Genomic DNA, 14,043 nt, shown 5'->3' on the forward strand with positions numbered 1-14,043 from the left:
CACAATCTAATAAAGAAGGAAGAATATTTGGAAGCCTTCTCATAGTTGTTTTGAATATTTTTATAACTATTATAATCAAAAACGAAGCAACCTTAGATTACTTCGTTTCAACATTTTATATTATATCTGCATTTGATTATATGATTTACTGAAAGCATCTAAAATATCTTTTGGCGCTTTGTCATAATCAATCGTACTTTCGAGGTTTCCTTTGACAATAGTCCGACTGGTTGCAGCTGCGTCTTCGCATGTGACTAAGGTAATTTCTGCTAGTCCTTCTGTATCATTAATTACATCAACACGATCAGGGGTGACATTTTCGATACTGGAAATGATATAAGTATAGATTTTTTCTTTATCTGTAATGTAAATCTTCATTCCTTCTTTAGCGCGATCAAGCGGTGAAAAGAGCATATCGCTGGCACCAGTGATACCAAAAACATGGTGGCTAGCCAAAGCATAGTTTCCTTCGCCCATCTGTTGCTCTGCTTTCATGGTGCCTGCTCCGTAGTAGAGACCAACATTGTCTAAACCTTTGAAAATTGGTAAATTCATGGATATTTCTGGGATAGCAATCCCCCCAATGACTGGCAATTGCTGCGCTTGCCATTGGGCATTGATAACTGCTTCAGTCGATAAAGATTCAACCCCTTTGAAATCAAAACTCGTTTTGGCATTTTTATTCTTTTCGATTGATTTTTGTGATACCTTGCTGATCTGATATTGATTGGTGTGCCAAACCATAATCATATTCCGAATAGACGAATTAAAGATAAGGGCCAGTGCGATAAGAATCAGAAGAGCGGAAATAATATTGATAATGAAATTCCTGATACTGAATTTCTTTTTTTCTTTAGGCAACTTCATTCTCCTTCTAATCTTCTTTACTTTCTTCAATCTCATCTTTTTCGTCTGGAGAAACCGTTGTAAATGTTACAATCTGTGCATTTTGGTCCAGACGCATAACCTTAACACCCATCGTCGCGCGGCCTGTCTGAGAAATATTAGCAACACTGGTCCGGATAATGACACCTGTATTGGTGATAATCATCAAATCTTCCTCACCAGTAACGGTCATCAGACCCGCCAACGGTCCGTTTTTATCCGTGATATTAGCTGTCTTAATCCCTTTACCACCACGGCCCTTGGTAGGATATTCGCTGGCAAGAGTTCGCTTCCCATACCCTTTTTCAGTAATGACAAGCACTTCATCTCCCTCAGCAATTACACTCGCCCCAACAACCTGGTCGCCATCTCGCAAATTAACCCCGCGGACACCAGTCGCAATACGGCTCATATTCCGCACAGCTGTTTCATTGAAACGAACAGAGTAACCAAATTTGGTACCGATAATAACATCTGCTGCACCGTCCGTCAGAAAGACGTTGATGAGTTCATCTTCATCCTTCAAGTTCAGAGCCTTCAGACCGTTCTGACGGATATTAGCAAATTCCGTTACGCTGGTCCGTTTAACCACACCAAGACGGGTTGTAAAGAAAAGGTAGGAATCATCACTGCGGTCCTGTTGGACATTGATAATAGTTTGGATCGTCTCACCTTCATCCAGCTTCAAGAGATTGACCACAGGCAAGCCCTTAGCTGTCCGACCGTACTCAGGGATTTCATATCCTTTGAGGCGATAGACTCGACCTTTATTGGTGAAGAAGAGCAATCTGTCGTGGGTGCTCGTTGAAACCAACTCTTTGACGAAGTCATCGTCTTTAACACCCGTTCCTTGAACACCGCGGCCACCACGTTTCTGAGCAGTAAATTCAGCCTGATTCAGACGTTTGATATAGCCTTTATTAGACAAAGTAATCAAAACGTCCGCTTCCTCAATCAAATCTTCATCTTCAAGAGAAAGGACTTCTCCCACCATCAGCTCAGTTCGACGGTCATCTGCAAATTTACGTTTGACCTCGTCTAACTCTTCTTTGATAATAGCACTGACCCGCTCTGGCTTAGCCAAGATATCAGCCAAGTCCGCAATCAAAGCAATCAATTCGTCATATTCTGATTGAATTTTATCGCGTTCCAAACCGGTCAGACGACGCAGACGCATGTCAAGTATAGCCTGACTCTGGCGCTCAGATAGCTCAAACTTAGCCATCAATTCAGCCTGTGCTTCTGCATCTGTCTCGCTATTACGGATAATGCGAATGACTTCATCAATGTGATCCAGCGCAATCAGCAAACCAGCTAAGATATGAGCTCGTGCTTCTGCCTTTTCTTTATCAAAAGCCGTCCGGCGAGTCACCACTTCTTTTTGGTGCTCAATGTAGGCCAACAAAATCTCACGCAGAGAGAGAATTTTCGGCACACCATTTTGAATAGCCAGCATATTGAAGCTGAAATTGGTCTGCATCTGAGTCAGTTTGAAAAGGTTATTTAGAATGACATGAGCAGAAGCATCACGACGAACCTCAATAACAAAACGCACTCCTTCTCGGTTGGACTCATCGCGAACAGCTGTGATACCGTCAATGCGTTTTTCCTGCACTAGACGAACAATATGCTCATGAACCTTCGTCTTATTAACCATGTATGGAAACTCGGTTACGACAATCCGCTCACGGCCATTTTTCATTTCTTCGATTTCAGTGCGAGAACGAAGAACAATCGATCCCTTACCTGTTTCATAAGCACGGTGAATACCGGATTTACCCATAACCAGTGCTCCAGTCGGAAAATCTGGGCCAGGCAGGACTTCCATGATGTCCCGAGTTGTTGCTTCTGGATTGTCCATAACCAGCTTAACTGCATCAATAGACTCGCCTAGATTATGCGGAGGGATATTGGTCGCCATCCCAACTGCAATCCCTGTCGCACCATTTACAAGCAAGTTAGGGAAGCGAGCAGGAAGAACGACAGGCTCTCTCTCGCTAGCATCATAGTTGTCAATATAATCAACAGTGTTTTTATTAATATCACGAAGCATCTCTAGAGCAATCTTGCTCATACGTGCTTCTGTATAACGCTGGGCAGCGGCTCCATCTCCATCCATAGAACCGAAGTTTCCATGGCCATCTACCAGCATATAGCGATAGCTCCACCACTGAGCCATCCGCACCATTGCTTCATAAATAGAGGAGTCTCCATGCGGGTGATACTTACCCATGACATCCCCTGTGATACGAGCTGATTTCTTATGAGGCTTATCAGGCGTAACACCCAGCTCATTCATGCCATAGAGAATCCGGCGATGAACCGGCTTGAGACCATCACGAACATCTGGAAGTGCCCGAGCCACGATAACACTCATTGCGTAATCGATGAAACTGGTCTTCATTTCACTGGTCAAATTGACATCTACTAAGTTTCTGTCTTGCATTAAAAAATGCCTCATTTCAATATTAAATCACTATCTCATTATACCACATTTTCCCCGTATTTTCAGCATTTTAAACCAAAGATAAAAACGTTTACATCAACCAATTAAGGGCTAAACCTGATTATTCTTCGTGACAAAATGTGTCAAAAGTGATAGAATGTAAATGTACTGGGAGAAAATCCCTAAAAAAAATAAGGAGATGTTTAGAAATGACTGCTACTAAACAACATAAAAAAGTCATCCTTGTTGGTGACGGTGCCGTAGGTTCATCTTACGCATTTGCTCTCGTTAACCAAGGTATCGCTCAAGAATTGGGTATTATCGAAATCCCTCAATTGTTTGACAAAGCTGTTGGTGACGCAGAAGACCTTAGCCACGCGCTTGCTTTTACTTCACCTAAAAAAATCTATGCAGCTAAATACGAAGACTGTGCGGATGCTGATCTTGTAGTCATCACTGCAGGTGCCCCTCAAAAACCAGGTGAAACACGTCTTGACCTTGTAGGTAAGAACCTTGCCATCAACAAATCAATCGTTGAACAAGTTGTTGCTTCAGGTTTCGATGGTATCTTTCTTGTGGCAGCTAACCCAGTTGACGTCTTGACATACTCTACATGGAAATTCTCAGGTTTCCCTAAAGAACGTGTCATCGGTTCAGGTACTTCACTTGACTCAGCTCGTTTCCGTCAAGCTTTGGCTGCTAAAATCGGTGTTGATGCACGTTCAGTCCATGCCTACATCATGGGTGAGCATGGTGACTCTGAGTTCGCTGTATGGTCACACGCTAACGTTGCCGGTGTTAAATTGGAACAATGGTTGCAGGCAAATCGTCATTTGAACGAAGCTGACCTTGTAGAACTTTTCATCTCCGTTCGTGATGCTGCATACTCTATCATCAACAAAAAAGGTGCAACTTACTATGGTATTGCTGTAGCCCTTGCTCGTATCACTCGAGCTATCCTTGACGATGAAAATGCAGTTCTTCCACTTTCTGTCTTCCAAGAAGGCCAATATGGGGTTGATAATGTCTTTATCGGTCAACCAGCTATCGTTGGTGCCCATGGTATCGTACGTCCAGTAAACATCCCATTGAACGATGCAGAAACTCAAAAAATGCAAGCATCTGCTAAAGAATTGCAAGCAATCATTGACGAAGCATGGAAGAATCCAGAATTCCAAGCAGCATCTAAAAACTAATCCTAAAAACAGCTCTCCTTTAACTAGGAAAGCTGTTTTTTGGTGTCTTGAATTTTATATTCTTCAAAAATAGATTGCAAATAAGGGACTCCTAACTGTCCCTCTATTTCAGAAAGTGAAGTTATCCAGCGATAATCTACATGTTCTTCTGGATCTAGGATAATTTCTCTCTCGTCCATGATTTCAGACTCATACACGATTCGTGTGTAGACCGTCTCCTTCTCCTCATCATAATGGCTATCTTCATGAATCACCTTCAAAATTGCAATCTGCTGATTCACTTCTTCCAAGGCTTCGCGAATAGCTCCATCTCTAGATAGCTCTCCGTTTTTTACCCCTCCACCAGGAATATCCCAATAATTCGGAAAAACATTCGGCCTCCCCCTTTTAATCTTGCTTCGTTTAATCAAAAGAAATGTTCCGTTTTTGCGAATCAAACTATGGGCAATTAGTTTAACCGGCATACTGACCTCCAAAAAAGGCTCCAATCAACTGGAGCCTTGCGTAAAATAATCTATCCACCCTGAGAGAATCGAACTCCCATCTCAAGAACCGGAATCTTGCGTGATATCCATTACACTAAGGGTGGTAACTTAATTATTATAACTAATTTCTAGAGAAAATACAAGTCAAAATGGATAATTCTAGCATAAAATTTACGTTTGTAAAAGTTTTCTTGAAGTGAGACTAGTTTGTTTTAAAGCAGTCCAAACATAAAATGTACTAAAATAGAAATGCTCCCCGATTTCTCTAAGAAAAGCATCTGGATATTCCGCTACATAGGCTTTCAATATTACAAGGACTTTTTAGCAACTCGCTTGTTAGGACTGAAATGTTCGTCTTTTCCTAATTTTCATTTCCATACAAAAAACAGCTAGTCTTATTCTATCCGTCATAAAACCAGTCTACCATATGTTTTATAAACCTTAAGTGATTGGTCAATCTAATTGTGAGAAAGAGACATGAAATTGATTATTTATGAAAATTATAAAAAGCTGCCTGGAGACAGCTAGAATATTCTACAATAATCCCTCAATCAACTCATCCACTTCATCCGCCTCAGCTTGTGGTGTGATTTCTGTAATCATGATACCTGCGACTGCGCGCTCAACCAAACCTTCAACATCTAGGTAAGCTTCGTACTTCTCGGCATTCTTGATTTTCGGATTGGTTTTAGGCCGGTCCGGCGCAAAAATAGTACAGCAATCTTCAAAAGGCTGGATAGAGATTTGGAAAGTATCGATTTTTTCAGCAATCTCAATGATTTCTAGTTTATCCATCGTCACGACTGGACGGATAACCGGTGTATTGGTCACAGCGTTGATAGCCTGCATACTCTCAATCGTTTGACTTGCCACCTGACCAAGACTTTCTCCGTTGATAATGACTTGAGCGCCCCGCTCCTCCCGAATCCGGTCTGTAATACGCATCATAAAGCGACGGGTCAGTGTCATGAGATAGGCTTCTGGAGCCTTGGCTTTGATTTCCTCTTGAATCTCTGTAAAAGGCACTTCGATAAACTTAATATTACCGCCAAACTTGGTCAGTTTCCGTGTCAAATCCTGAGCTTTTTTCAAAGCACCTGGACTGGTGTAAGGCGGACTGGCAAAATGAACTGCCTCAATATCTACACCCCGCTTGAGAGCTAGATAGCCTGCTACCGGTGAGTCAATCCCCCCTGACAGCATGAGCATACCCTTTCCTGAAGTGCCGACTGGCAGGCCTCCAGCACCACGAATCGTCTCATAAGAGATATAGGCTGCTTCTTCTCGGATCTCGACGCGCAGTTCAATATCTGGCGCTTTCATCTTGACCTGAACATTGGGAATGACCTCAAAAACAGCATCCCCAAGTGTCTGGTTAAGCTCGCGGCTATCCAAATCAAAGCTGTGGTCACTGCGCTTGCTGGTAATCTTAAAGGTCATCCCTTCCTGATAGACTTGCTTCATGATGGTTTGAACAGCTTTAATCAAGGCTGGTACAGACTTTTTAACCCTATAAGATGGCGAGAAATTCTGAATCCCAAAAATCTGCTTAAGCGATTCGGCGACTGGCTGATAGTCGGTTCCTTGCAGATAGATATGAGTGCGGTCACGGTCAGCCTTGACATGAACCCGCGGATAGATTGATAAGACTGATTGGATATTGCGTTTGAGTTTGTTGATAAAGCGCATGCGGTTCTTGCCCTTGGTGGACAGCTCACCGTAGCGTACCATAATTTCTGAATAATGCATTGTTTACCTTACTTTTCTTGTTTTTTCGTAAATAATCTTAAAAGTGGTCAGGAATTGTTCTACCTGACTCATATCGTTGTCTGCGTCCAGGCTGAGTCGGACGGCTGTGGTTGCTAGCTTTGACGGCACTCCCATAGCAATCAGCGTACCTGCTGGCTTACCGGCCTTGGAAGAGCAAGCACTAGTGGTTGAGATATAAATCTCGTAATCTTCAAAAGCATGGACAATCACTTCTCCTCGCACCCCCTTGATACCAAAGGTTAGGATATGAGGGGCGAAATCCTTTGTCCCCGAGAAGACCGTGACATCAGGATATTGAGACATTTCCTCTAGGATAATGGCCTTCATTTTTGAAGTTCGACTTTCAAAGTTTTTAAGATTTTCCATCGTCATGCGCAGAGCTTTGGCCGTAGCCGCAATTCCTGCAAGATTTTCCGTCGTTGAACGCTTATCTGACTCCTGACCGCCACCATTCAAGAGGGGACTGATCTTCTTACCAGACTTAATATAAACAAAGCCCACACCCCGAAGGCCGTGAAATTTATGACTAGAAAAAGTCGCGAAATCCACGCGATCAGTCAGATATGATGAGGTTGGGATTTTTGCAACAGCCTGCACAGCGTCCACGTGAAAGGAAATGGTCGGTTTGTCTGCTAGAAGTTCTGATATTTTCTGGATAGGCTGGATGCTGCCGATTTCATTATTGACAGCCATGACCGAGACAAGAGTCGTATCCGACCGAATCAGATCTGCTAGCTTATCTACGTCGACAAAGCCCGCCTTGTCAACCGGTGCAAAATCAACTTCAAATCCTTGACTCTGCAGCCAGAGGGCTGATTCCTTGACTGCGGGATGTTCAATGTTTGATACGATGATGTGGCGTCCATAAGCTGCTTTTTCAAAAGCAACGCCCTTAATGACCCAGTTGTCTCCTTCGGTTCCTCCGGACGTAAAAAAAATCTCCGACGAAGACTTGCCTAAAAGCGCTGCAATTTGCCGGCGAGACGCATCTAAGAGACGTGTCGCCTGACTGCCCAAACTGTGCAGACTGGATGGATTGCCCCAGATTTTGGAAGCAACTTCCGTATAAGTAGCCAAAACCTCTGGATAGGGCTTGGTCGTTGCTGAATTGTCAAAATAAATCATTTTTTTTTCCTCTAAATTTCAATACTCCTATTGTAACATGAAAGGTCAGTCGGAACAAGGAAAGGATACAGTTTATACAACAAAGACAACAAACAAATATTTCTATTTTTTGTATAAACTATAGGATTAAATACTGAAATATAGATAATCCCCGCTAAAATTTAGATAAAGCGATTTTTATGGTCGAATTTTAGAAAGCTATAGCAAGCATTTGTTAGAAAGCTATAGCAAGCATTTGAAGGTCTTTATATCTAAAATTGTTTAAATACGACCTCAAAAGCAACATAGTTATTCTCATAATTATTTTCCTTCATCAACTAGGCTAGTTAAAAATGTGATTCACTTCAACTTTTTCATATAATCCTCAATCAAGAAAGCTGTTTCTTCGATTGATTTATCGGTAATATTGATGACATGAGCCTGATATTTTTTAAAAACTTCTTTCGAGTAATCCAATTCCTGATAAATCTTTTCCAAATCGGTATAGCTGGTCGAGTTGGTCAAGCCAAGGGAATGAAGACGGTTGCTACGGATTTTTGCTAGTTTTTCAGGCTCACAAATCAAACCAATTATTCGTTTTGTGTCCACTTTATCTAACGTCTGAGGCAAGGGAACTTGGGGAATTAGAGGCAGATTGGCCACTCGATAGCCTTTGTTAGCCAAAAAAATACTAAGAGGAGTTTTTGACGTACGGGACACTCCCAAAAGGATTAAATCAGCTTCTAAAAAGCCTTGAGGAGCCTTGCCGTCATCGTATTTGACTGCAAACTCAATCGCCGATATTTTATTAAAATACTCACTGTCTAGCCGGTGCAAGGTGCCCGGTACCTCAATCGGGCTAGTCCCTGTTTTTTGCTCAATCAACTGAAAGAATGGATACATAAGATCCAGATAGGCTAAGTTATGGGTCTGACTGAAGTCTCTTGCTAATGCTGCCAGCTTTCCATTGACTAGGGTACTGATGACCAGAGCATCATCCTTGACTGCATCTTTGAGAATATCCAGCAACTCCTCTTCTTGACTAACAAAAGGGAAGCGATAGCTGTTGTTAAAAATCAAATCGGGATATTGAGCAGTGACCGCTGACAAGAGTCTCTGCGAGGTGCCGCCCAAAGAATCTGAAACGCTATAGACAATAATCTCTTTTTTCATGTTTATTGCTCCTATCTATCTATTTACTGCTGCTTGACGCGCTTCTTGGATGATATAGTCGAACAGGGCCGACTTGGTCACTGTTCCCAATATCTTGCGGTCATTTTCCTCTGCCACTACCGGTAGGGAGTCAATCGCAAAATCCTGCAAGATTGCCGCTGCCTCCAGAATGTCCATATCCTTGTAGCAGGTTTTGATATGGGGCATACGGGTCATGCAGACAGCCACAGGTGTGCTCGCAATACTGCTGGACAGAGCTGCTCTTAGCAAGTCTTTACGTGAGACAATTCCCTGCAATAGCTTCTTTTCATCAATCACATAGAGAACATCTGCATCATACATAAAAAGGGTGATGACTGCATCTTGGATAAAGGTATCCTGAGACACTAAGACTGGAGAGATCATAATATCCTGAACTTTCTTTTGGAAAGTATCAAAGAAAAATAAGGTCTCCAAATCCGAACCCGAATAAGTATAACCAATCTTGGGTGTAGCTTTTAATATCCCTACTAAGGTCAGAAAAGACAGGTCTGAACGTAAAGTAGCTCTGGAAATTCCCATGATTTCAGAGATTTTTTCTCCACTGACTGGCTGCTCTTTCTTAACAATCTCAACAAGTTGCTTTTGACGTTTACTTAATTTCACATACAGCTCCTTCTTAACTCAATCTGGTAATAATTGTTACTCCTATTGTTAGTGTAAAGAAACAATATTCCTCATAATAAGAAGATTAAACACAATTAATCATCACTTTAAACAATATTTTAGCAGAATACTCCCAGATGTCAACTTAAATTTCAGTTAATTTTTCCTTGACAAGCATATGTGATGTATATTAAAATGTAAAGAAGAATAAATATGTCTCACATTTAATAAATTGGAGGTAATATATGACTCAATTCATTTACTCCTTCGAAGAAGGAAATGCTAATCAGAATGCTCTCTTGGGTGGTAAGGGAGCCAATCTTGCCGAAATGACGAACCTTGGACTGCCTGTCCCACCTGGCTTTACTATTACCACCGAAAGCTGCATCCGCTTTTTGAATGAGCCATATTTTTTTGAGTCTTATTTGAAAACAGGGATTTTGGAAGCGATTGATCAACTAGAAAAGAAAACCCAAAAATACTTTAGCGGCAATGATCAGGCCTTACTACTGGTCTCGGTCCGCAGCGGTGCAAAATTTTCTATGCCAGGTATGATGGATACCATACTAAACCTAGGCCTTAACGACCTGCGGACTCAAACTCTAGCCCAAGCTACAAATCTAGACTTTGCCTACAACTGCTACCGTCGCTTGATGCAGATGTTTGCTGATGTAGTCTATGGTATCCCCAAGGAAGATTTTGACCAGCTCCTGCTCTTTTTTGAAAAGAATGCTGGCAAGTCGGTGAAAGACTTTACCTTAGAAGAGCATCAGGCTTTGATTGATCAATACAAGCAGCTCTACTATGAACACCATCAAACCTTTCCTCAAAGCCCTAAAGAGCAGCTCTTTACTGCTATCAAAGCCGTTTTTCGCTCCTGGAATAATCCACGAGCTCAGGTCTACAGGGAGCTAAATCAAATACCCGATGATTTAGGCACAGCTGTCAATGTTCAGGCTATGGTATTTGGTAATAGCGACCAACAAAGCGGTACAGGTGTCGTTTTTACCCGAAATCCAGCCAACGGTCAGAAAGGTCTTTTTGGAGAATTTCTCATTCAAGCCCAGGGTGAGGATGTAGTGGCAGGCATTCGGACTCCTGAACCCATTCAAGCGCTAGAAGAGAAAATGCCACAAGCTTATGCAGACTTTTTGTCCTATGCGCAGAAGCTGGAAGAACATTATAAAGATATGCAGGATATCGAATTCACTATTGAAAAAGGAATGCTCTATATTCTGCAGACACGAAATGGTAAGCGGACAGCCAAAGCGGCTCTCAAAATCGCTTTAGATTTGGTTGAAGAAGGAATTATTAGTCAAAATACGGCTCTTCTACGGATTCAGCCCGCAGCTATCAATCAGCTAATTCATCCTATTTTTGACGAGGAGCAACTGCAAACTGCCTCTGTCCTAGCTCAAGGCCTTCCAGCCAGCCCTGGTGCTGCTACCGGACAAATCGTCTTTTCTGCTAAGGAAGCCAAGCGCATGCACGAAGCAGGAATTAAGGTAATCCTCGTTCGCCACGAAACATCGCCTGAAGACATAGAGGGCATGATAGTCAGTCAAGCTATCGTAACCAGTCACGGCGGAATGACTTCTCACGCTGCTGTGGTAGCCCGAGGAATGGGTACCTGCTGTGTCGCAGGCTGCGAGGCCCTTCGTATCGATGAGGAAGCTAAGACCTTGCAATGCGGAGAGATTATCTTGGGGCAAGGTGATATCCTGTCTGTTGACGGCAGCACCGGCATGATCTATTTAGGTCAACTTTCCACTGTCTTGGTAGAAAACGATCAAGAATTAGAGCAGCTGCTTACTTGGGCAGATCAAGTGGCCCAACTCAAAGTCCGAGCCAATGCAGAGACCATTTCTGATCTCCAAACAGCCATTCAATTTGGTGTTCAAGGTATCGGATTAGCACGGACAGAACACATGTTCTTTGGTCAGGAAAGAATTCTTGAAATGCGGCGACTGATACTGGCAGAAAATCCTCTAGAAGTCAAGGCTGCTCTGAAGAAACTACTGGAATTCCAATCACAGGACTTCTACCAAATGTTTCAAACTGTTGGCCAGCTACCTATGATTATTCGGCTGCTCGATCCACCGATGCACGAATTCTTGCCAAAAGAAGAACAAGAAATTCAAATCTTAGCTCAAACTCTGCAAAAGAATCCAGTTAAGCTAACTCATCAAATCAAACAGCTTCAGGAAAGTAATCCTATGCTGGGTCATCGAGGCTGCCGCCTTGGCATTACACAGCCTGATATCTACAAAATGCAGGTAGAGGCCATCTTCAGCAGCGCAATTCGCCTACAGCAAGAAGGCCTGACAATCCGGCCGGAGATTATGATTCCTTTGATTGCTGAAAAAGCAGAGCTGACTTATATTAAGGATTATCTTGTCAATTTTATTGACCAGCTGTTTACTAAATATCAGACCCAGCCTTTTCCTTATGATATTGGCACTATGATTGAGCTTCCACGTGCGTGTCTGATTGCTGATCAGTTGGCGCAAGATGCTGATTTCTTTAGCTTTGGTACCAATGATTTGACACAGATGACTTATGGTTTCTCCCGTGATGACATCGGTAAGTTTATCCCAGCTTACACAGATAAAAATATCCTGGCAGTTGATCCTTTCCAAAGCGTTGACAGACAGGGAGTTGGAATCTTGATGAACTTGGCTGTTCAAAAAGCCAGACAAATCAAGCCAGACCTTACGATTGGCATTTGTGGAGAGGTCGGCGGTGACCCAGATTCTATTCCATTCTTCCAAGAAATAGGCGTCAACTACGTTTCCTGCTCTCCTTATCGAGTACCAGCTGCCCGACTCGCAGTAGCACAAGCCAATATTCTGAAGCAAGAAGAGACAAAGTAATTTTCTTTAACTATTTCTAAGAAGCAGTCCTTGAAGTCCGCCCATTGTACTTTTGGGGCTGGCTTCTTTTCTTGTGTACGTTTTCATTGTAAAATAAGAAACTTTTTAAAGACATTTTCAGCTAAAAGACGTATAATAAAAAGTAAGGGATGATTGCTGGATTGATATAAATGTAATTTTAGCACAGTTCAGCCATTCATACATCGAAAATAAAGGAGACTCCCTTTCAATGGAAAACTATTCACGTAAAAATAAACATCAAAATGAACAAAAGCCAAGTAGAAAAACAACTACTCATCATATTAAAAAAGGGTTTTCTGCCCTTCAAAAAACAATCGCAACTATCGCCAGTATTTTGTCGATTATCATTGCTAGTCTGACCATTATGAATCTTTTGAACAACAATGACAGCAAATCTAAGTCAGATACCAGTAATTCTACAACGACAACAACCATCGTTAAGGAAATCGAAAAAGAGACTGTCACTTCTAGTTCAGCAGATAACCAATCTAGTGCTGCTAGTGATACAGCAATCGAAACGAGCTCTTCTACGGTCGATACAGCCTCTACTACTGCTGCCGATAGTAACAACGGTACGACTGCCAGCTCAAGCGCAACAACAGACACGACGACGGACGCTCACACTGAGGCCTCAAACTAACCTTCTTTTAAAAAGCTAAAAATAAAGCCAAGACACACAGTCTGGCTTCATTTTTTGGCTCTATAATTTCTGTAGTGGGTAAATCCACCGCAGGGATTATGGAGCCTCTTTTGTTGTAGAAAAAAAGTCCCATAAGACCTATAATGAAAAGCAACGAAACCATCATTAGAAAGAATCTTATGGAACAATTAAATTTTATCACAAACCTACTCGAAATTAAAGACAAAAATATCATCATTCTAGATTACAAGGACTCGGGAACACATAAAGACATCATCGCCAAGCTAGATTATCCCGCACCTAAATGCCCTCACTGCCAAGGAAAAATGGCTAAATATGACTCCCAAAAAGAATCGAAAATTCCTTACCTAGAATGTGCGGGATACAAAACGCTGATTCGATTGAGAAAACGGCGCTTCCGCTGTAAAGACTGTAGAAAAATGGCTGTATCTGAGACTTCTCTGGTCAAGAAGAATCACCAAATTGCAACCATCGTCAACCAGAAAATCGCTCAAAAATTGATCGAGAAAGTCTCTATGACGGCCATCGCTGAAAGCTTAGCAGTTTCCACGTCAACCGTCATTCGTAAACTGAAAGAGTTTAAATTCAAGACAGATTTATCTTATCTTCCAACTCACATGTCTTGGGATGAATACAGCTTCAAGAAAGGCAAGATGAGCTTCATTGCACAGGATTTTGATTCCAGAAAAATCGTAGCTATCTTAGATGGACGGACCCAAGCAACGATTCGCAATCACTTTCTGCGCTATTCCAGACAGGTCCGAAACGGCGTTAAAGTCATTAC

11 protein-coding genes and 1 tRNA gene are annotated in these 14,043 nt (G+C 42.1%); 4 read left to right on the forward strand and 8 right to left on the reverse strand.

What is annotated here, in order from left to right; translation table 11 throughout:
- Positions 1-120 precede the first annotated feature (120 nt).
- Entirely contained in the window at positions 121-867 is a 747-nt protein-coding gene (locus tag FZ952_RS07835; RefSeq protein ID WP_148881247.1) for a class A sortase, read from the reverse strand.
- A gap of 7 nt (positions 868-874) precedes the next feature.
- Complete coding sequence (gene gyrA, locus FZ952_RS07840) at positions 875-3,331, reverse strand: DNA gyrase subunit A (RefSeq protein WP_222861961.1); 2,457 nt, start codon at positions 3,329-3,331, stop codon at positions 875-877.
- A gap of 209 nt (positions 3,332-3,540) precedes the next feature.
- On the opposite strand from gyrA, the gene FZ952_RS07845 reads away from it, so the two are divergent.
- Complete coding sequence (locus FZ952_RS07845) at positions 3,541-4,527, forward strand: L-lactate dehydrogenase (protein ID WP_062198356.1); 987 nt, start codon at positions 3,541-3,543, stop codon at positions 4,525-4,527.
- 23 nt (positions 4,528-4,550) lie between these two features.
- Here the strand turns inward: FZ952_RS07845 and FZ952_RS07850 are convergent, their stop codons facing one another.
- The 6 genes from FZ952_RS07850 to FZ952_RS07875 all read right to left on the reverse strand — a co-directional run bounded on the left by FZ952_RS07850 (position 4,551) and on the right by FZ952_RS07875 (position 9,704).
- Positions 4,551-4,991: an NUDIX hydrolase gene (locus FZ952_RS07850; protein WP_148881249.1), complete on the reverse strand. Its 441-nt coding sequence runs from the start codon at positions 4,989-4,991 to the stop codon at positions 4,551-4,553.
- A gap of 53 nt (positions 4,992-5,044) precedes the next feature.
- Positions 5,045-5,116, reverse strand: a tRNA-Arg gene (locus FZ952_RS07855).
- A gap of 430 nt (positions 5,117-5,546) precedes the next feature.
- Positions 5,547-6,761: a tRNA uracil 4-sulfurtransferase ThiI gene (gene thiI / locus FZ952_RS07860; RefSeq protein ID WP_148881250.1), complete on the reverse strand. Its 1,215-nt coding sequence runs from the start codon at positions 6,759-6,761 to the stop codon at positions 5,547-5,549.
- Between the two features lie 3 nt (positions 6,762-6,764).
- Positions 6,765-7,907 carry a cysteine desulfurase family protein gene (locus FZ952_RS07865; protein ID WP_148881251.1) on the reverse strand — a complete coding sequence of 381 codons (1,143 nt, stop codon included), beginning with the start codon at positions 7,905-7,907 and terminating at the stop codon, positions 6,765-6,767.
- 339 nt (positions 7,908-8,246) lie between these two features.
- A complete protein-coding gene (locus tag FZ952_RS07870; RefSeq protein ID WP_187423895.1) occupies positions 8,247-9,059 on the reverse strand; it encodes a pyruvate, water dikinase regulatory protein in 813 nt (270 codons plus the stop codon).
- Between the two features lie 15 nt (positions 9,060-9,074).
- On the reverse strand, positions 9,075-9,704 hold the full coding sequence (locus FZ952_RS07875; protein WP_148881253.1) for a CBS domain-containing protein: 630 nt from the start codon (positions 9,702-9,704) through the stop codon (positions 9,075-9,077).
- A 245-nt stretch (positions 9,705-9,949) separates the two neighbouring features.
- On the opposite strand from FZ952_RS07875, the gene ppdK reads away from it, so the two are divergent.
- The 3 genes from ppdK to FZ952_RS07890 form a co-directional block, all read left to right on the forward strand.
- Complete coding sequence (ppdK, locus tag FZ952_RS07880; protein WP_148881254.1) at positions 9,950-12,577, forward strand: pyruvate, phosphate dikinase; 2,628 nt, start codon at positions 9,950-9,952, stop codon at positions 12,575-12,577.
- Between the two features lie 229 nt (positions 12,578-12,806).
- A complete protein-coding gene (locus tag FZ952_RS07885) occupies positions 12,807-13,238 on the forward strand; it encodes a DUF6556 family protein (RefSeq protein WP_148881255.1) in 432 nt (143 codons plus the stop codon).
- Between the two features lie 179 nt (positions 13,239-13,417).
- Positions 13,418-14,043 (forward strand): transposase family protein (locus FZ952_RS07890; protein WP_148881256.1); only part of this gene is annotated, 626 nt, incomplete at its 3' end.

The sequence above is a fragment of the Streptococcus sp. Marseille-P7376 genome, assembly GCF_902460385.1.
GTDB classification, from domain to species: Bacteria; Bacillota; Bacilli; order Lactobacillales; family Streptococcaceae; genus Streptococcus; species Streptococcus sinensis.

Excerpts from the sequence above, each read along its gene's own strand:
- FZ952_RS07835 (WP_148881247.1), bottom strand. The coding sequence starts at position 867 with ATGAAGTTGCCTAAAGAAAAAAAGAAATTCAGTATCAGGAATTTCATT.
- gyrA (WP_222861961.1), bottom strand. The coding sequence starts at position 3,331 with ATGCAAGACAGAAACTTAGTAGATGTCAATTTGACCAGTGAAATGAAG.
- FZ952_RS07845 (WP_062198356.1), top strand. The coding sequence starts at position 3,541 with ATGACTGCTACTAAACAACATAAAAAAGTCATCCTTGTTGGTGACGGT.
- FZ952_RS07850 (WP_148881249.1), bottom strand. The coding sequence starts at position 4,991 with ATGCCGGTTAAACTAATTGCCCATAGTTTGATTCGCAAAAACGGAACA.
- thiI (WP_148881250.1), bottom strand. The coding sequence starts at position 6,761 with ATGCATTATTCAGAAATTATGGTACGCTACGGTGAGCTGTCCACCAAG.
- FZ952_RS07865 (WP_148881251.1), bottom strand. The coding sequence starts at position 7,907 with ATGATTTATTTTGACAATTCAGCAACGACCAAGCCCTATCCAGAGGTT.
- FZ952_RS07870 (WP_187423895.1), bottom strand. The coding sequence starts at position 9,059 with ATGAAAAAAGAGATTATTGTCTATAGCGTTTCAGATTCTTTGGGCGGC.
- ppdK (WP_148881254.1), top strand. The coding sequence starts at position 9,950 with ATGACTCAATTCATTTACTCCTTCGAAGAAGGAAATGCTAATCAGAAT.
- FZ952_RS07885 (WP_148881255.1), top strand. The coding sequence starts at position 12,807 with ATGGAAAACTATTCACGTAAAAATAAACATCAAAATGAACAAAAGCCA.